Raw genomic sequence first — 19494 nt, forward strand, 5'->3', positions numbered from 1 at the left:
AGGTACTCCCGAGGGGGCACCCCAGCCACGGGGCGGCGACCTCGCGGAAAACGGCTAGTTTTTGAATTTTCATGCTGTCAGCAGCAGGTGAAACAACTAATTGATATATAGAGATAAAAACGTATTTTAGGTGACAAAATCATAATAACACTGTCATCTGACCAGCTTGCAACCCTTTGAGTTAACGAAATAAATCGTGACTTCACCTGACAACGTGAGGTGTCAATGTCCAACATCAGCAATCTGGGGGACGCCTACAACTGGAGCGTAGCGAAGATTGCTGAAGCTTTTGGGCTGAACCGCGGCACGGTGCGAAAGCGGCTGCTTGAGGCTAATACGCCGATCGCCGGCACGGTGAAAGGCAACCCCGTTTATGCCCTTAAAGACGTGGGGCCAGTGTTGTTTGGCGCGCCCGAGCCCGCCGATATTGAAGATCTTCAGAATCCGAACAAGATGGGGCCGAAAGACCGCAAGGACTGGTACCAGTCGGAAAATGAACGAATCAAGCTTGAGGAGTCGCTTAAACAGCTGCTCCCGGCATCAGAGGCACACCGGGAAATGGCGTTATTGGTTAAGGCCATTTCGCAGGTGCTGGATACCTGGCCAGATAAGCTGGAGCGTGACCGGGGCTGGCGCCCGGATCAGATAGCTGAAGCTCAGGCTGCAATAGACGAAATGCGGGAAATGTTGGCTGCGGAAGTTGTGACAGTGGAGGGGGGAAACGATGATAGCTAACTGTTACGCATCGGCCAGCGCCCTGCGTCGTGAAGTGGCCACATTACTAAAACCGCCGCGGCGCATGCCGGTGGCGCAGGCTGTTGCTAAATATATGAAGGTTCCAATGGGCGCCGGAATTTCACTTCCATGGGATGCGACGCTCACCCCGTATATTATTGAGCCGATGAACTGCCTGGCATCGCGCGAGTATGATGCTGTGGTCTTTGTCGGCCCCGCGCGGACAGGGAAAACGTTAGGACTTATTGACGGTTGGATCGTTTATACCATCGTCTGCGATCCGGCTGATTTTCTGCTCATTCAGATGACCGAAGAAAAAGCCCGTGAGCACTCCAAAAAGCGCCTCGACAGGACGTTTCGTGTCAGCAAGGAAGTCGCACAGCGTCTTAGCCCCCGAACCAACGACAACAACGTCCACGATAAAACATTTCGTGCAGGCAACTATCTGAAGATCGGGTGGCCATCGGTCAACATCATGTCATCCTCGGATTATCGGTTTGTAGCCCTGACGGACTATGACCGCTGGCCGGATGATATTGATGGAGAAGGGGATGGCTTCTCACTGGCATCGAAGCGAACCACCACGTTTATGTCATCAGGCATGACTCTGGTGGAAAGTTCCCCTGGTCGAGAGATCACCAATGGTAAGTGGCGGCCGAGTTCGCTGCATGAAGCGCCGCCGACAACCGGTATCTTGTCGCTGTTTAATCGTGGCGATCGCCGCCGCTGGTATTGGCCATGCCCACATTGTGGTGAATTCTTCCAGCCTGTTAAAGCGAACATGACGGGGTTCCGCGAACATACCGATCCGGTCGTGGCCAGCGAGGCAGCCTATATGGAATGCCCTCACTGTGCCGGGCGGATCACCGCAAACCAAAAGCGTGAACTGAACGGCCTCGGCGTGTGGCTGAAAGATGGGGAGAAAATCAGGGCAAACCGTGAACGTTATGGTGAGCCACGGCGATCACGCATCGCTTCGTTCTGGATGGAAGGGCCGGCGGCGGCGTACCAAACTTGGGCACAGCTGGTTTACAAGCTGTTGACGGCTGAGCAGGACTTTGAAGCCAATGGCAGCGAAGAAACGCTGAAAGCTATCATCAACACCGACTGGGGCTTGCCTTATCTGCCGCAGTCGGCAACCGAACAGCGAAAATCGGATGCACTGATGGCGCGGGCGGAGGCTGTCACGAAGCGCGCGGTTCCCGAAGGGGTTCGCTTCCTGGTGGCTACGGTGGATGTTCAGGGCGGGAAAAATCGTCGGTTTGTCGTGCAGGTCATGGGATACGGCGCACATGGCGAGCGCTGGCTGGTGGATCGCTACAACATCAGGCAATCGATGCGGTTCGATAAGAACGGCGAAAGCTTGCCTGTTGATCCGGCCGCTTACCTTGAAGACTGGGACTTATTGCGCACGGATGTGCTGGATAAATGCTGGCCACTGGATAAAGACCCCAGCGTAAAAATGCCTGTACTGGCCATGGCCGTTGACTCCGGCGGTGAGGACGGTGTAACGGGCAATGCGTACGAATTCTGGCGCAAGTGCCGCCGGGATGGAGTGCAGAAGCGCGTTTATCTCTTCAAGGGCGACAGCCAAGCCCGCAGCAAGTTGATCAGTAAAACATTCCCCGATAATACAGAACGTTCAAACCGGCGCGCGCAAGCGCGTGGGGATGTACCGCTTTACCTTCTGCAAACCAACGCGTTGAAAGATCGGATTAATAACGCGCTGCTTCGTGGTACGCCGGGGGCTAACTATGTGCATTTCCCCGACTGGATCGGTGAATGGTTTTATGACGAACTGACGTATGAAGAGCGCGGTCCAGATGGAAAGTGGAAAAAGCCGGGCCGCGGCGCCAACGAAGCATTCGACTTGATGGTCTACGCCCAGGCACTGGTGATCTTGCGAGGTTACGAGAAGATTAAATGGGAGAAGCCACCACCATGGGCAGAACCATTTGAATATTCAGCCTCCCCGTTACCTGCAACAAAACCAGTATCCCGCCAAAAAACAATACGTGAAACCGAACAAAAAGACCCCGCCGACGCTGAAGGTAAAACTTCGGCGTGGGCACCCATTAATTCTTCAGGAGGGTGGCTATGAATCAGGCCGATATCGAAAACATGATCCAGAGCTACGTGGCTGCGGAAAAGGCGGTTCTGGAGGGGAAGTCGATCACGTTTAACGGCCAATCGATGACGATGGAAAGCCTATCTGAAATCCGTAAGGGGCGGGCGAGCTGGGAGCGAAGGCTCAGCGATATGATCGCGGCGCGTCGCGGGCGGCCGATGTACAAAGTGGCGAGGTTTCCATGAGTTTTATCGATGATGTGATCGGCATTCTCTCACCGGCATGGAAAGCCGGTCGGCTGCAAGCCCGCTATAAGATTGCTGCCTATGAGGCGGTAATGCCGACGCGAACCCATAAGGCGCGCAAGGAAAACCGCAACGCCAATCAGTTGACGCAGTTTGGTGGGCGCTCCTTGCGTGAACAGGCCCGATGGCTGGATAACAACCACGATCTGGTGATCGGCTTACTGGACAAGATGGAGGAACGTATTGTCGGTGCGCGCGGCATCATCGTTGAGCCCCAGCCATTATTGCTAACGGGGGCGGTGGCAGATGATCTGGCCAAGGAAATTCGAGCCGCATGGGCGGAGTGGTCTATTGCGCCCGAGGTCACCGGGCAATATACCCGCCCGGTAATGGAGCGGTTGTTGGCACGCACCTGGCTGCGGGACGGCGAAGTGTTTTGTCAGATGGTTCAGGGAAAAGTCCCGGGCTTGACCCCGCAGGCCGGCGTGCCATTTTGGCTTGAAGCCCTGGAGCCTGATTTTGTGCCTTTGGACAGTAATGACAGCGGGAAAGGGCTATGCCAGGGGATTATCCTGAATGCCTGGGGCCGACCAACCAAGTACCAGGTCCATAAATCTCTGACCACATCAGGGGTAGCATTAGGCGATCCCAAGGAGATCAGCGCCGAAAACATGCTGCACCTGAAATTTGTGCGTCGCCTGCATCAGATCAGGGGTAACAGTTTGCTCTCCGGGATCCTTGTTCGTCTCAGTGCGCTGAAGGATTACGAAGATGCCGAATTGACCGCGGCACGTATTGCCGCCGCGCTTGGTATGTACGTGAAAAAAGGCGATGGCCAGTCGTACGATGGGGATAACACACCTGATGATGATCGAGAAATGGATATCGTCCCAGGCATGCTCTTTGATGGGCTTCAGCCGGGTGAAGAAATCGGCATGATCAAGTCGGATCGCCCCAATCCCAACCTTGAAAACTTCCGTAATGGGCAGCTGCGGGCCGTATCTGCCGGTAGTCGCGGCAGCTACTCCAGCATTGCGCGGGATTATAACGGCACCTATTCCTCCCAACGGCAAGAGCTGGTGGAGTCATTCGAAGGTTACAACATTCTGCAGGACTCATTCGTTGCCGCGATATCTCGGCCGAATTACCGAAACTGGCTACAGATGGCAATCACCTCTGGCGTGATAAAAACACCGGCCGATCTCGACATGAAATCACTGTTTAACGCCGTGTATAGCGGTCCGGTGATGCCGTGGATTGACCCGCTGAAAGAGGCCAATGGCTGGAAAGTGCAGGTGCGCGGTGGCGCAGCAACAGAAAGCGACTGGATCCGTTCTCGCGGTGCAAATCCATCTGAAGTTAAGCGCCGGCGAAAAGCAGAAATAGACGAAAACAACAAGCTGGGGCTGGTGTTTGATACCGATCCCGCCAACGACAAAGGAGGCACCAGTGCCGAAGCAACGAAACAGGGCGAGTCATCGTCCGAAAGCGAACGCCGGAAAAAATAACTCCTGGTTTCGCATGCAGGCCAAGGCCAACAGCTCCGCCGATATCTACATCTATGACGAGATCGGCTACTGGGGGATCACGGCCAAGCAGTTTGTTAAAGATTTGCAGGCACTGGGCGACATTACCCAAATTAACCTGCATATCAACTCCCCGGGTGGCGATGTTTTTGACGGCATCGCCATTTTTAATGCTCTGAAAAATCATGGTGCCGCGATCACTGTACATATTGACGGCCTGGCGGCTTCCATGGCGTCAGTGATCGCGATGGTCGGCAACCCCGTCATCATGCCGGAAAACACCATGATGATGATCCACAAACCCTGGGGCTTCGCCGGCGGCGATGCTAACGACATGAGAAATTACGCCGACTTGCTGGATAAAGTCGAGAACGTGTTGATCCCGGCCTATGTCGCTAAAACAGGAAAGTCGGCAGATGAAGTCGCCGCCATGCTTGACGATGAAACCTGGATGGATGGCAAAGAATGCCTCGCTCTAGGTTTTGCTGATCAGGTCACTCCCTCTCTGCAGGCCATGGCCTGTATTCATTCCAAACGCATTGAGGATTTTGAAAAAATGCCAAATTCTATCCGTAACCTGATCACCCCGCCGCGTAACAGCACGATTCCAGCTCCGCAGCCTATGCCACAACCAGCACCGTCCGCACCTGAAAATAGCGTGGATGCTGCTGCGATCCGTGCGCAGGTGGTGGCTGAACAAAAGGCCCGTGTGACCGATATCAATAACCTGTTTGCCATGTTTGGCGGCAAGCATCAGGAGCTGCAGGCTAGCTGCATCGCTGATATTGATTGCACAGTCTCCGCGGCAAAAGACAAATTGCTTGAAATGCTGGGTAAAGGGACAACCCCGTCAGACAAAATCGCGATCGGCGTCCAAGCGCATATCAGTAACGGGAACATTGTTGGCGATGGTGTCCGCCAGATGTTGATGGCCCGCGCCGGCTATGAAGAGCGTGACAATAGTAATGCCTATAACGGTATGACGCTGCGCGAGTTGGCGCGTATGTCGCTGACCGAGCGCGGGATTAGCGTTTCGACGTTAAACCCGGTTCAAATGGTCGGTTTGGCGCTGACACACAGCACCTCAGATTTTGGCAACATTCTGCTGGATGTGGCGAATAAGTCGATTCTGCAGGGGTGGGAAGAAGCTGCCGAAACGTTTGAACAGTGGACCAAAAAAGGCCAACTTTCAGACTTTAAAACCGCGACCCGCGTCGGCCTGGGTGGGTTCCCGTCACTGCGGCAGGTACGTGAGGGGGCCGAGTACAAGTACGTTACCACCGGCGATCGCGGTGAAAAAATTGCACTGGCCACTTATGGGGAAATTTTCTCTATCACCCGCCAGGCCATTATCAACGACGATCTCAACCAACTGACGGATGTGCCGATGAAGATGGGCCGCGCGGCAAAAGCGACGATCGGCGATCTGGTTTACGCCGTATTGGTGGATAACAAAGTCATGTCGGACGGTAAAAAGCTGTTTAGCGCTGACCACAAAAACATGACCACCGGCGCCATTGACGTCGGTAACCTGGATAAAGCCCGTCAGCTGATGCGTACGCAGAAAGAACCGACCACCGGCCGCTCGTTGAACATTCGCCCGGCCTTCCTGCTGGTACCAACCGCTCTGGAAACGATTGCTAGCCAGACAATCAAGTCGGCCAGCGTGAAAGGGGCTGATATCAATGCCGGCATTATCAACCCGATCCGAAATTTTGCTTCGGTGATTGGTGAAGCGCGTCTTGACGACGCTGATCCGGCCGCCTGGTATCTGGCATCAGCCAAGGGCAGCGACACTATCGAGGTCGCATATCTCAACGGCGTTGACTTGCCATATATCGATCAGCAAGAGGGTTTCAATACTGACGGTATCGCGACCAAGGTTCGCATTGATGCGGGTGTTGCCCCGATCGATCACCGCGGCATGACTTACTCCTCCGGCAAATAAGCCAGCAGCGCAAACATGACGGCCCTGACGGGCTTTTTTTATACCTGAAATTCGGTCCCTGTGAGGGGCCGTATGGAGAGTTTCAAATGGCTAAGAACTTCGTGCAAGACGGCAACACCATCGCTATCACGGCCACAACGGATATCACCAGTGGATCCCCGGTCATTGTGGGGGACCTGGTCGCTGTGGCGATCACGGATATCGCCAGCGGTCGCACCGGTGATGGCTTTGTCTCAGGGGTATTTCAACTGCCTAAATTGGCGGCTGATGTAATCCCGGCCGGCAAAAAGGTGTTTATCAAGGATGGCGTGGTGCAGTTGGTCGCGACTGACGCTGTGGCCGCCGGCTATGCCTGGGAAGCCGCGGCGAAAGACGTCACTGTGATTGCGGTAAAACTCAATGGCTAATCCGTTTGACAGGATGGCCGCCAGGATGGATAGCGTCACACTTTCCCGGCTCGGTAAGCCTGTCACGCTGGGTGGCGCTGATCACATTGCGGTGGAAGCCCATTTTATCCCTGAATTGCAGGCGATGAGTGGTGACGGTATTTCGTTGGTGATTTTCACTGCGGGGTATCGACCACACCGAAATGACGCGGTGATTTTCACTGGCAAAAACTACATCGTGACGCGTCACCAGCTTTTTAACGGTAAGCCACATATCTGGATTGAATAAGGGGATCGGCATGAAAGGCATAGAGCAGGCCATTCGTAATCTGAACACCCTCAGCAAGTCCATGGTGCCGCGCGCGACGGCGCAGTCATTGAACCGCGTTGCAGGACGAGCAATAAGTCGTAGCACCAAACTGGTGGCCGAAGATGTTCGGGTGCAGCAGAAATTGATCAGGCAGCGTGCCCGGTTGCGCCGGGCCAGTGCCGAACAAAACCCGCCACGGGCAACGCTCTCGATCAACCGTGGTAATTTGCCGGCGATCAAGCTGGGGGCTGCAAGGTTACAACTATCCCGTCGTGCTGGATTTGTGGGTAAACAGGGCAGCGTCTTGAAGATTGGGCGCTACACCTTCCGCAATGCATTTATTCAGCAATTGAACAACGGCCGCTGGCATGTCATGCGACGTGTTGGTCGATCCCGTTATCCGATCGAAGTCGTCAAAATTCCGTTGGTAACACCTCTGACCAAAGCCTATCAGGAAGAAACGCGGCGTTTGCTGGAAACCGATATGGGCAAGGAAATGGGATATGCCCTGAAAAACCAGTTGCGGCTTTATCTTGCGAGGAAAATTGGATGATTAAGCATGCTGAGATCCGCAACGCGATACTGGACCGTTGTCGCGCAACAATCACGGATGATGTGACCTATTTCGACGGCAGGCCGGCGTTCGTTGATGAAAATGATTTGCCGGCCGTGGCCGTGTTTCTTGATGACGCACGTTATACGGGCGCATCGCTGGACGAGGATAGTTGGCACGCCATTTTGCACATTGTTGTGTATCTCAAGGTGACCCAGCCTGATGCGGCGCTGGATCAGTGGGTAGAAGAGAAAATCTATCCTGTTCTGAATGATATTCCTGATATGGCAAGTCTGGCTGAAACCATGATCCCCGTGGGTTACAACTACCAACGGGATGATGACATGGCCACCTGGGGTGCCGCCGATATTTCCTACCAACTGACCTACACCATGTAAGGAGCCAATAATGGCAAAAACTCCAAATCCTTTGGCGCCAGTAAAAGGCGCCGGGACAACCTTTTGGCTTTATACGGGTAATGGCGACCCGTACAGCAACCCGCTCATTGATGATGGTTGGACACGGCTGGCGAAAATCAAGGAGCTGCAGCCGGGTGAAATCACTGCTGATTCCTATGACGACAGTTATCTCGATGATGAAGACGCTGACTGGAATGCGACGGCTCAAGGGGCGAAGTCCGCCGGTGAGGCTAACCTGACGTTAGCCTGGAAGCCCGGCGAAACTGGCCAGCAAGGTCTGGTAGCGTGGTTCCATTCCGGGGAGGTCCGTGGTTACAAGGTCAAATACCCGAATGGCGCCGTTGATGTGTTCAAAGGCTGGATAAGCAGCCTGGGGAAAACCGTGACCGCCAAAGAGGTGATCACCCGCTCCATCAAAGTGACCAATACTGGGCGTCCGTACATTGCTGAAGACGGTGATTCGCCAGTCGTGCCTGTCACGGGTGTAACCGTCGCGCCGACCACCGCAAACGTTGCAGTCGGGGCAACCGTGGATTTGACCTTTAACGTTCTGCCGACCAATGCGACTGATGCCGGTTTGCGAGTGAGTACCTCTGCGCCGGCAACGGCAACGGTAACTCAAAATGGCAATGTGGCCAAAGTGAAAGGGGTAAAAGCCGGTAGCGTGGACATCATCGGGATGACAAACGATGGTCTGCTGGTGGCTATTGCCAAGATCACTGTGGCTTAATTTTAATATAGCGCCCCGTAAGGGGCGTTTTTTATTGGTGGATTTATGCTGAAAAAAGACACGTTTGACTATGCCGGTCAGAAAGTGGAAGTGAGTGAACTTTCTGGATTGCAACGTATTGATTATCTTTCATTTATTAAAAAATCAGCCGATCAGTTCGATGCACTGCCAGAAGATACCAGCGATTCTGACCGAAACATTGCTTTTACCACGATGCGCCTGCGCATTAACGCCTGGCTGGTGGCCGCATCGCTTTGGCATAGCGATAAAAAGCAAGATGTTGAAACACTGCAGCAGACTATTTTAGTGGAATGGTCTGGTGCGGCGATTGCCGGCTGTAGCCAGAAGGTCTTGGTGCTGAGCGATATGGTACCGGCCGAGGTTGAACACTCAGATACCGATGAACATGCCCTGCCAGATCCCAGGGAAGAGCTCACCCCGGAAAAGCCCTAGCCTCCGAAATCCATTTTGCCATGTGCCTGGCACGCGAGTTTAAGCGCCCGGACTGGCGGCGGATGCTTTCAGAGATCAGTTCGACGGAGCTGGGCGAGTGGGCAGGATATTACCGGGAAAACCGCTTTTCTGACGCCTTGCTCGATGCTGAGTTTTCATCACTCAAGGCAACCATGGTGGCTCTGTTTACTTCCGGTGATGAAGATATTTATCCCGGTGATTTCAGCATATTAACCCCGCCCGAGCCGGAAACAGAGCAAACAGACGATGAACTTATGTTGATCGGGGAGGGGATTTTCGGAGGGGTACGTTATGGCGGAGCAGATTGCTGATCTCGTCGTCAATCTGGATGCAAACACCGTTTCTTTTCAGGAGCAGATGGGGCGCGTTGAGCGTCAGTTGCTTGAGTCTAGCCGAAAAGCGGATGTGTCTACCGAACGGATGCGGCGACTGGCTGAACGCCAGGCTGCAACCATTAGTGGGGTAGCGGAAAACAGCGCCGGCGCTACCACCAAGATGCAGGCAAGCCAGGCTATCGCCGTGGATGGCATGAAGGGGAAATGGTCTGAAGCATCAAGGGCCGTGGATGAAACCCATCAACGTATTGCGGAACTTAGCGCCCGTCTTCGTGAAGAGCAGCAGCAATCACAGGTTACTGGGGATGCGCAGGACCGTCTTACAGCATCATTTTTTCGCCAGATCGATGCGATAAGGGGTACGGAAAACGGCCTGCAGGAACTTCGTGTCATCCAGGAGCAGATCCGGGTAGCCAGGGCTGCCGGCAATATTACGCAGGGCGATTACCTCTCGCTGGTGACGGAAACGGCGACGAAAGAGCGTGCTTTGTCTCAAGCAGAACGCGAGGCTACGCAAACCAAAAATGCCTTTCTTCAAAAACTGCGTGATCAGAATGCGCTTTTCCGTTCGTCAGCATCTGAATCAGCAGCGTATCGTGCTTCTCAACTTGGGATCAGCCAAGAAGCCGCTCCTCTTATTGAATCATTACGCCAGCAAGAGGCTGCGACTCGCCGTGAGGCTGATCAAAAACGCGCAGCAGCAATAGCCGCACGTGGTTTGAAGGCAGCTCTTGCGGAACAGGAAGCAGCTGAACGTGCTGCCACGCGTGAGGTTGAGCGAGCACAACGGCAACGGGAAAATTATTTGTCCACGTTGCGTGAACAGGTTGAATTGCAGGGTAAAACAAACGCTCAAATTCAGGAGTATAAGGCTGCGCAATTAGGTATTTCCCAGCAGGCAGCGCCTCTGATTGCCAAAATCAGGGAACAGGAGAGCGCCTGGAAGGGAGGCACGATTTCGGCTGGTCAATATCGAATGGCTATGCGCCAATTACCGATGCAGATCACCGACATTACAACCTCTTTAGCATCGGGTGCGCCTGTATGGCTGGTTGCCATTCAGCAGGGGGGCCAGATCAAAGATAGCTTTGGTGGTGCCGGTAATGCACTAAAAGCAATGCTCAGTCTGTTAACGCCGGCACGGTTGCTTATCGGTGGCACCGCCGCGGTGATGGGGTTACTGGCTTATGATGCGTACGACAGCAGTAAAAGGATCGCCGATCTTAATCGTGAGCTGGTACGGACCAATGGTGTATCTGGGTTAACCAAACAAGGCCTGCAAGATTTGGTTTACCAAGGTACGGCTGCCGGACGTTCATTTACTTCAGTGACTGACTCCCTCAAGGCACTGATTGCTGCCGGCGCCACATCGGGAACTAATTTTTCACAGATAAGCCAGGCGATTGCCGCCTATGCGAAAGAGAGCGGCGAAGGGCTGGACGTATTGGCCGGCAAATTTACTGCGATTGCCAAGGATCCAAGCCAGGGAATTTTAGCGCTGAATGAAAGCCTGCATTTCCTTACTGCTGAGCAGTACGCCAACATACGATCTCTGGAAGAGCAAGGTCGGCAGATGGATGCAGTAAAACTGGCCTCTGATCTTGCTGCCGAAGCGATGCATGGTACGGCAGTGAAAATGAAAGCCGAGCTTTCCTCGGTTGAGTCCTATATGCGTACGCTGAAGGATATGGCTGGCGGGATGTGGGATGCCATTACGGGGGTTTTCCGAGACAAGACGGCCGGTGAGGCTACTGCCGAATTGCAATCTCGTGCGGCAAGCATTCAACGGCAGATTGCCAATTCTGAACGCACTGGCTACAACCAGCGCAATGGTAAATTGCAGGCCTGGCGTGAAGAACTGGATTTATTGAATGCTCAACTTGATGCCATGAACCTGCGAAGTGGTGCAGAGAAAGGCATACAGACCGTAGGCCAGCAGCAAAAGGAAAATGAGCAGGAGCGTTTGCGCTTGGCGCAACAGCAAGATGCTCTGGCTACCACACTGCAGACCAAGGAAGAAAAGCGCGCGAAATTAATCAGGCAGACGAATGAGGCCTTCAACAACGGCATCATCAAGACTGCTGCAGAGCGTGATAAGCAGATACAACGGATTAACGAACAGTTCAAGGATCCAAAATCCCCAAAAGCGCCTCAATACCGAACTCCTGCAGGCGAGCGGGCGGCAGATAGTTCTCAATCTGATTTGTTGGCTCTGCAGTCTCAGTTGGAGGTTTTACGGCAACATACTGGCCTGAATGACACGATAAGCCAGCAGCGCAAGGATCTCTGGAAAGCGCAGGCGCAATTCACTGTGCTGGAAGAGGCCGCCAGTAAACGTCAGCTATCCGCACAGGAGAAATCCTTGTTATCCAGCAAGGATAAAGTACTGGCGCTGGCGGAGCAGAAGGCCTCGCTCGGCGATCAAATTGCCCAGCAGGAACGGCTCAACAAACTGCAGGACGCTTCGACCAAATATGTCACTCAAATGGCGGAGAAACAGCAGGCATTGCAGCGCAGTGCCGGTTTGGGGGATCGTGCTGGCCAGCGTGAAAGCACTTTTGCTCAGCTTAGCCAAGGGTGGTTGAACCAGGGCGGGAGCCTGGATGATGCTGGCTATAAGCGCCAGTTACAGGCCGCGAAGGATTATTACGCGGCGGAAGACAGGCTGCGAGGGGACTGGATGGCAGGCGCTTCTTCTGCCTGGAGTAACTATCAGGATCAGGCCGCCGATACAGCCGGTATGACTAAATCACTCTTCACGGGGGCATTCTCTGGTATGGAAGATGCGCTGACGTCTTTTGTGACGACGGGAAAAGCCGGGTTTAGGTCGTTCACTGTTTCAATCCTTTCAGACCTGGCCAAAATCGCGCTGCGAATGGCGATGTCTCAAGGTTTGCAAAGTCTCTTTGGCGCTTTCTCGGGCGGTGCTGGTAACAACCCCGGTTCTGTCCCTATGTTCGCTAATGCCAAGGGCGGCGCATACTCTTCACCTTCGCTGAGTGCTTACAGTGGGCAGGTTGTGAATCAGCCGACGTTCTTTGCGTTTGCCAAAGGTGCTGGCGTGATGGGTGAGGCTGGTTACGAGGGGATATTGCCATTGAAGCGTGGTCCAGATGGTCGTTTGGGCGTCAGTGCCTATAACACTGCCGCGGCAGGCCCGACTGGAGCGGCACCACAGGTGAATATCACCATCGACAGCAATGGGCAGGCATCACAACAGCAAACGGCACCAGGGCTGGAATCGTTTGGCGCTGATATTGGCAACTATGTAGCCAAGAAATACCGTGAGTTACGAGATAAGGATCTCAGCCAAAACGGTGTATTAAACCGCGCTATTCGTGGAGGGAGGGGCTAATGGCACAACTTAAAACGTTCAGCTTTCCACCCCGGTATGGTTCGGCGGGGGAATTTGAGCCGGTTGTCAGAGAAGTACAGTTCGGTGATGGCTACAAACAGGTAACCGGTGATGGCATCAACAGCGAAAAGGAAAGCTGGCCATTAACGTTTTCGGGCCCTTGGTCTTTTATTGAACCGATCGTGTCTTTTTTACGAGAGCATAACGGATACCGTTCATTTCAGTGGCGTAATCCGTTGTACCAGTTGGGGCTCTACGACGCTGGGGCTTTTACCATAACGCCGACCTTTGCCAATGCTCAGGGCCGTAATTATATCCTGACCGTAACATTCACCCGCGCATATCACCCGTAGGAAAAATTATGTCAATCAATGCTGATCTCCAACTGCTGCGGCCGGGGAGCAAGGTCTATTTGTTCCATGTTGACGGCAGCATGTTCGACGGTCCGGAGTTGTTTTTCCATAACTATCCGATCCCTTACACCGAAGATGAACTGATCGCCGGCGGCGGCGATCCTGATCAACTACCTGCGAAATCGATTTGGTGGCAGGGGCAAGAATACAAACCGTGGCCAGTTGAGGCTACGGGGTTTGAAGTGACCAATGATGGCAGTGCACCAACGCCAACGTTGCGTGTGGCCAACCTGGACGGAACCATTTCTGCTATGTGTCTGGCATATCAGAACATGGCCCGGGCCAAGGTGACTCGACATTTTACCTTCGCTCAATATCTTGACGTTCGTAATTTCCCTAATGGGAATGCAGAGGCTGATCCGACAAAGGAAAAGCTGGATGTATTCTATATCGAGAACAAGACCAGCGAAGATAATGAAGTTATTGAGTTCCAGCTTTCTTCACCGGCAGACCTGCAGGGTATTCAAATCCCCACGCGCCAAATCCATAGCCTGTGCACCTGGTGCATTCGCGGGCAGTACCGCGGGGCATCATGTGGATACACGGGAACGCGATATTTTGATGAAGACGGCAATCCTGTTGACGATCCATCAAAGGACGCCTGCGGCGGTCTGCTCAGTGATTGCAAAAAACGTTGGGGCGCGACAGAGCAACTGCCGTTCGGTGGTTTCCCAGGCTCGGCATTGCTGAAGAGGTAATGATGCGTAAACAGATAATCAGCGCCGTTTTGGCGCATGCTCAGGCTGAGTATCCGCGAGAGTGTTGTGGGCTGGTGGTGCAGAATGGCCGCCGGCAGCGCTATGTACCGTGCCGCAATCTGTCTCCAGAGCCAACGGAACAATTCAGTTTGTCGCCGGAGGATTACGCTGCCGCTGAAGATGCCGGCACAATCGTTGCGATTGTCCACAGCCACCCTGATGCAACAACCCAACCCAGCCAGCTCGATATCGCACAGTGTGACCTGTCACAGTTGCCGTGGATCATTGCCAGTTGGCCGGAAGGTGATATCAGGGAATTGATGCCCAGTGCGGGCATCAAGCCGTTGCTTGGACGCCCGTTCGTGCATGGATTCTGGGACTGCTACGCCATTATCCGGGATTGGTATCAGCTCGAGCGTGGCATCACGCTGCCGAATTTTAAACGGACAGATGGCTGGTGGGATAGAGGGGAAAACCTCTATATGAAACTCTACGCCGAGGCTGGCTTCGTACCGGCTTCGGGCGAGCTACAGGTCGGCGACGTAATCGTTATGCAAGTTCAGGCTCCGGAGCCGAATCACGCAGGCGTATACTTGGGCGATGGGGTAATGGTGCATCACATGTATGGACAGCTCAGTACGCGCGTTCCTTATGGCGGGTACTGGTCAGAAAGGACAATCACCGTTTTACGTTACAAAGGCTGATCTGCTGCTATGATGTTGTGATATTCAGCAAAGGGATATCACAATGAAAAAAATAGTGTTTGTGACTGTAGCAATAGCGACTCTATCAGGTTGTGCGACTCAAGCCGTTTTGCCAAACCAGGCAAAATTAGCCCCAAAGGAAAGAGTTTTTAAATATCAATCTCCACAAGTAAATAGCGCACAACTAATTGTAGTCAGGGATAACGGCTTTTTAGGTGGCGGTTGTTATTTTGGCGTATATGTTGACGGTGAGCGTTCCGCAAGCCTCAATCCAGGAGAGCGAGTGAATTTTTACCTCCCTGCAGGTGAACACAATATTGCGATGAAAGGCGAGGGAAAGGTTTGTATTGCAGACGAGGTTCCTGTTGGTAGGGATATAAATTTGAAACAGAGTCAAACGAAAGCAGTTAGGTTATTCTCCGACCCAAGTGGAAATCTTGATGTGAAGCCACTCCCATTAAATTGAAAATAAACCACCGAAAGGTGGTTTTTTATTGGATATGCGTATGCCTATTTTAATTCCGGAAATTAAAACCATCCGATTGTATGGTGTGCTGGGTGCCAGGTTCGGTCGTGAGCACCGTATTGCCGTGGATAGCCCCGTTGAGGCAATAAAAGCTTTATCAACTATTATCCCAGGGTTTCAACAGTTTTTACTTAAAAGTAAAGAACAAGGCCTCACATATGCGGTATTCGAAGGGAAGCGGAATCTCGTAAAAGAAGATTTGTTTTTAAACTCCAACGGAGCGGATATTAGAATCGCACCAGTTGTCATTGGCAGCAAAAAAGCTGGGGTATTTCAAACCATTTTAGGGGCTGTGATGGTAGTTGTTGGTGTTGCAATCAGCTATTTCAGCGCAGGGACAATGTCAGCCTTTGGTGCTCAGTTGGCATGGGCTGGCGGGGCAATGATGCTTGGTGGTGTGATTCAAATGCTTTCCCCTATGCAGGGTGGGCTCGCATCGCGGCAGGACCCAGATAACAAACCGTCCTACGCCTTTGGTGGCCCAGTAAACACCATTGCTCAGGGTAATCCAGTACCAATCCTATATGGGAAGCGTCGTATAGGTGGCGCTATCATCTCCGCTGGCATCTACGCAGAAGACCAGCAGTAATAAGCACGCTGATTAACAGAACCCGCTCCGGCGGGTTTTTTTACGCCTGGAGAAAAGAATGCACGTTATTGAAGGCCGCAAAGGGGGCAGTAGCAGCCCGAGCACCCCGACAGAATCACCTGACTCCTTGCAGTCCACTTCATACGCAAAAATACTTCTGGCGCTGGGTGAAGGGGAATTTGCGGGGGATCTCGATGGTACCCGGATTTTTCTCGATGGCACTCCGCTGACGTCAGCAGATGGCTCTGAAAACTTTCCCGGCGTTCGTTGGGAGCTCCGACCTGGTACGCCGCACCAAGATTATATTCCCGGCATGCCGGACGTAGAGAATGAAATTACTGTCAGCACCGAACTAACCAGCGATAGAGATTGGGTTCGCTCGGTGACGAATACACAACTTTCAGCAGTACGGCTTCGCTTTTCTTGGGCCCAGTTGCAGCAGCAGCAAGATAACGGGGATGTAGTCGGGTATCGCATCGAGTATGCAATTGACGTTGCCACTGATGGTGGCGCCTATCAAGAGGTGTTGCGCACGGCTGTTGATGGCAAAACGACGACCAAATATGAGCGCAGTCACCGCATCGATCTGCCGGTGGCCACAACAGGGTGGCAAGTGCGTGTCCGTCGTCTGACACCAAACAGCACCAGTAACCGGGTCGCCGATAAAATGGTTGTCGAAGCCATTACGGAGACGATCGACGCCAAGTTACGTTACCCGGAAACAGCGCTGCTGTTTATCCAGTTCGATGCGAAACAGTTTCCCAATATTCCGCAAGTATCCTGTGAGCCAAAAGGGCGGATCGTCAGGGTGCCATCGAATTACAACCCGGAGACACGGGAATATACCGGGGTGTGGGACGGGACATTTAAAACAGCATGGACGAATAACCCCGCCTGGATAACGTATGACCTGATGATAAATGACCGGTTCTCCATTGGCACTCAAGTTAAGGCGGAAAACCTCGCGCTGACAAAATGGGACTTGTATCAGATCGGGCAGTACTGCGATCAGTTAGTGCCTGATGGCCGGGGTGGTGACGGGAAAGAACCACGTTTTCTTTGTGACGTTTATATCCAGTCACAAGAGGATGCCTGGAATGTATTACGTGACATAGCGTCCATTTATCGCGGCTCTACCTTTTGGGCAAATAACGGCATGAATGCCCTTGCTGACATGCCCGCCGATGTTAAATACATCTTCACTCGCGCCAACGTGAAAGATGGCAAGTTTACCTATGCCAGCGCCAGCGAGAAAACGCATTACAGCACCTGCATGGTGAGCTGGAGCGACCCGGCAAACGGTTATCAAGATGCGATAGAGCCAGTAGCAGAACAATCACTGATCCGCCGCTATGGCATCAAACAGGCCGATCTGACCGCTATTGGATGTATTCGAAAGTCTGAAGGTATCCGCCGGGGTAAATGGCTGCTACACACCAACGATAAAGATCGCCTGGTTTCATTCACTGTCGGTCTTGATGGCAAGGTGCCGTTACCGGGGTGGGTTATCGCTGTAGCCGATGAAATGCTTGCAGGACGCCCACTCGGTGGCCGTATCAGCTCCGTAGATGGCCGCAATATTACTCTTGATCGCGTTTCCTCAGCAGCTATTGGCGAACGTTTGATTTTGAACCTGCCAAGCGGGAAAGCGGAGGGGCGAACCATTGCGGCTGTATCGGGTAAAACCGTTACGGTCACAACGGCGTATTCTGAAACACCGGTTTCCGAAGCTGTGTGGGCAGTTGACGCGTCAGACCTCGCGCTGCAGCAGTACCGCGTTACAGGCATTAAAGAAGGCGATGATGGGGCTTCATTCGATATTACCGCAGTAGAACATGACCCCAATAAATACGCGAAAATTGATACTGGAGCGCGTATCGAAGACCCGCCGATCAGCGTTATCCCACCGGATGTACAGCCGCCGCCGACCAATGTACAGATCGGTGAGTCGTCAGCCATTATTCAAGGGTTGGCCGTGGCCACACTGCGCGTTACGTGGGACAGGGCTGAAAGCGCGATCGCATATGAGGCGGAGTGGCGCCGGGACAACGGCAACTGGATACCCGCACCGCGCACGTCAACACTCGGCTTTGAGGTTTCTGGCATTTATGCCGGACGCTATCAGGCTCGTGTCCGCGCCATTAACCCGTCCGAAATTTCCAGCGTATGGGCTAATGCGGCTGAAATGGTACTGACCGGTAAGCAGGGAGAACCGCCGGCATTGGTCAGCTTCACAACGGTAGGCCAGGTGTTCGGCATTGTCTTGAATTGGGAGTTCCCGCTCGGCGCAGAGGACACGCAGCGTACTGAAATCTGGTATAGCCAGAACTCAGATGGCAGCAACAAAATGCACCTCGGCGATTATGCCTACCCACAGCGTAGCCATACGATGACAGGGCTGGCCGCCAGCGTTAATTTCTGGTTTCAAGCGCGTCTCGTAGACAAGCTGGGAAATACTGGGCCCTGGACGGGATGGACACAAGGAACATCGAGCGATGACGCCAGCGAAGTATTGGACTATTTGAAGGGGAAGATCACCGAAACGGAGCTGGGGCAGGAGCTGCTGGGGCCGGTAGAGGATGCCGGAAAGCTGAAAGATATGTGGTCTGTTAAAGTTGGCCAGACCGTTGACGGGAAGCTGTACACCGCCGGGATCGGAGTGGGCGTTGAAAATACCCCAGAAGGGATGCAGAGCCAGGTGCTGATATTGGCTGACCGGTTCGCAGTACTGAACACCGCCGATGGTCAGGGTTCGTCTGTCTCAGTGCCATTTGCGGTGGAAGGTGGCCAGGTGTTTATGAATAGTGCTTTCATCAAAGAAGCGTCTATTGATAGCGCCAAGATCGCTGAGGAAATCAAATCATCCAATTATATATGGAATGATAACCCAGAGTTGCGGCAGGGATGGGCAATCAACAAAAATGGCTTTGCGACATTTAGCCATGTTGATGTATCCGGTAGTGTTCGATCTAATTCCGGTTGGTTTAAAAACGGTGAAATAGGAAATTGTCACATTCTTGAGGATTGCACTATCGATGGTAAATTATCCGCTGCAAACATAGAGGGTAATTTAGTTCAAGGTAATGCGTATTCCTTTAATCTCGCCACTACGAATGCCAATAGAGTACTTCGTTATGACGGAAACCCACTGATGCCAATGCGCGTGTACGGCTACGTGATGGCTGTGATGATCCGACAATCAAAAACCAAAGTTTATTTTAATGGTAATGAAGGCTCGGCCGTCAATGGGTTACAGTTGGCTAGCAATACAAACTCATCAAGTGCAGTGAGATATACTGTTATGTATTCCTTTTCCCGAGATATTGGAAAAGCCGAATCGCTGGATATTAATATCCATGCAGGCGACTTGGACCAAGGGAATAGTGAAAGTAGCAGTTACACAGTAATGGTATGGGCCACACCGCAGAATAGCGGGTTCTCTCTTAATTAAACCATCTATATGGAGCCCGCTTCGGCGGG

General features: G+C 53.0%; 19 protein-coding genes. All 19 read left to right on the forward strand.

Annotated features, from left to right (window positions below):
• Nucleotides 1-225: 225 nt before the first annotated feature.
• Nucleotides 226-735 (forward strand): DUF1441 family protein, encoded by a 510-nt coding sequence (locus tag ACCC84_RS03180; protein WP_089196894.1) that lies wholly within the window; start codon nucleotides 226-228, stop codon nucleotides 733-735.
• Entirely contained in the window at nucleotides 725-2836 is a 2112-nt protein-coding gene (locus ACCC84_RS03185) for a phage terminase large subunit family protein (protein ID WP_371901536.1), read from the forward strand. The genes ACCC84_RS03180 and ACCC84_RS03185 overlap by 11 nt, the downstream gene beginning before the upstream one ends.
• Complete coding sequence (locus tag ACCC84_RS03190) at nucleotides 2833-3048, forward strand: DUF6148 family protein (protein WP_371901537.1); 216 nt, start codon at nucleotides 2833-2835, stop codon at nucleotides 3046-3048. The genes ACCC84_RS03185 and ACCC84_RS03190 overlap by 4 nt, the downstream gene beginning before the upstream one ends.
• Nucleotides 3045-4556: a phage portal protein gene (locus ACCC84_RS03195; RefSeq protein ID WP_371901538.1), complete on the forward strand. Its 1512-nt coding sequence runs from the start codon at nucleotides 3045-3047 to the stop codon at nucleotides 4554-4556. Before ACCC84_RS03190 ends, ACCC84_RS03195 begins: the two co-directional genes overlap by 4 nt.
• Entirely contained in the window at nucleotides 4498-6522 is a 2025-nt protein-coding gene (locus ACCC84_RS03200) for a ClpP-like prohead protease/major capsid protein fusion protein (protein WP_371901539.1), read from the forward strand. The genes ACCC84_RS03195 and ACCC84_RS03200 overlap by 59 nt, the downstream gene beginning before the upstream one ends.
• An 86-nt stretch (nucleotides 6523-6608) precedes the next feature.
• On the forward strand, nucleotides 6609-6929 hold the full coding sequence (locus ACCC84_RS03205) for a DUF2190 family protein (protein ID WP_371901540.1): 321 nt from the start codon (nucleotides 6609-6611) through the stop codon (nucleotides 6927-6929).
• Complete coding sequence (locus ACCC84_RS03210; protein WP_004957948.1) at nucleotides 6922-7197, forward strand: DNA breaking-rejoining protein; 276 nt, start codon at nucleotides 6922-6924, stop codon at nucleotides 7195-7197. The genes ACCC84_RS03205 and ACCC84_RS03210 overlap by 8 nt, the downstream gene beginning before the upstream one ends.
• A gap of 10 nt (nucleotides 7198-7207) precedes the next feature.
• Complete coding sequence (locus ACCC84_RS03215) at nucleotides 7208-7771, forward strand: phage tail protein (RefSeq protein WP_004957950.1); 564 nt, start codon at nucleotides 7208-7210, stop codon at nucleotides 7769-7771.
• Nucleotides 7768-8169: a phage tail terminator protein gene (gene gpU, locus ACCC84_RS03220; RefSeq protein ID WP_371901541.1), complete on the forward strand. Its 402-nt coding sequence runs from the start codon at nucleotides 7768-7770 to the stop codon at nucleotides 8167-8169. Before ACCC84_RS03215 ends, gpU begins: the two co-directional genes overlap by 4 nt.
• A gap of 10 nt (nucleotides 8170-8179) precedes the next feature.
• Nucleotides 8180-8920, forward strand: a complete 741-nt coding sequence (locus ACCC84_RS03225; RefSeq protein WP_371901542.1) for a phage tail protein — start codon at nucleotides 8180-8182, stop codon at nucleotides 8918-8920.
• A 45-nt stretch (nucleotides 8921-8965) separates the two neighbouring features.
• Nucleotides 8966-9373, forward strand: coding sequence for a phage tail assembly chaperone G (gene gpG / locus ACCC84_RS03230; RefSeq protein ID WP_004957957.1), 408 nt, complete (start codon nucleotides 8966-8968; stop codon nucleotides 9371-9373).
• Nucleotides 9374-9393: 20 nt separating this feature from the next.
• Nucleotides 9394-9705 (forward strand): phage tail assembly protein T, encoded by a 312-nt coding sequence (locus ACCC84_RS03235; protein ID WP_004957959.1) that lies wholly within the window; start codon nucleotides 9394-9396, stop codon nucleotides 9703-9705.
• On the forward strand, nucleotides 9686-13084 hold the full coding sequence (locus ACCC84_RS03240) for a phage tail tape measure protein (RefSeq protein ID WP_371901543.1): 3399 nt from the start codon (nucleotides 9686-9688) through the stop codon (nucleotides 13082-13084). Before ACCC84_RS03235 ends, ACCC84_RS03240 begins: the two co-directional genes overlap by 20 nt.
• Nucleotides 13084-13437 (forward strand): phage tail protein, encoded by a 354-nt coding sequence (locus tag ACCC84_RS03245; RefSeq protein WP_004957963.1) that lies wholly within the window; start codon nucleotides 13084-13086, stop codon nucleotides 13435-13437. Before ACCC84_RS03240 ends, ACCC84_RS03245 begins: the two co-directional genes overlap by 1 nt.
• 8 nt (nucleotides 13438-13445) lie before the next feature.
• Nucleotides 13446-14195 carry a phage minor tail protein L gene (locus tag ACCC84_RS03250; RefSeq protein ID WP_371901544.1) on the forward strand — a complete coding sequence of 250 codons (750 nt, stop codon included), beginning with the start codon at nucleotides 13446-13448 and terminating at the stop codon, nucleotides 14193-14195.
• A gap of 2 nt (nucleotides 14196-14197) precedes the next feature.
• Nucleotides 14198-14899: a C40 family peptidase gene (locus ACCC84_RS03255; protein WP_371901660.1), complete on the forward strand. Its 702-nt coding sequence runs from the start codon at nucleotides 14198-14200 to the stop codon at nucleotides 14897-14899.
• Nucleotides 14900-14942: 43 nt separating this feature from the next.
• Nucleotides 14943-15365 (forward strand): lipoprotein, encoded by a 423-nt coding sequence (locus tag ACCC84_RS03260; RefSeq protein WP_004957970.1) that lies wholly within the window; start codon nucleotides 14943-14945, stop codon nucleotides 15363-15365.
• 40 nt (nucleotides 15366-15405) lie between these two features.
• Nucleotides 15406-16014 carry a tail assembly protein gene (locus tag ACCC84_RS03265; RefSeq protein ID WP_039991602.1) on the forward strand — a complete coding sequence of 203 codons (609 nt, stop codon included), beginning with the start codon at nucleotides 15406-15408 and terminating at the stop codon, nucleotides 16012-16014.
• Between the two features lie 58 nt (nucleotides 16015-16072).
• Nucleotides 16073-19465: a TipJ family phage tail tip protein gene (locus ACCC84_RS03270; protein WP_371901545.1), complete on the forward strand. Its 3393-nt coding sequence runs from the start codon at nucleotides 16073-16075 to the stop codon at nucleotides 19463-19465.
• The last annotated feature ends 29 nt before the right edge of the window (nucleotides 19466-19494 follow it).

Source organism: Serratia odorifera, from assembly GCF_041448735.1.
Lineage (GTDB): Bacteria > Pseudomonadota > Gammaproteobacteria > Enterobacterales > Enterobacteriaceae > Serratia_F > Serratia_F odorifera.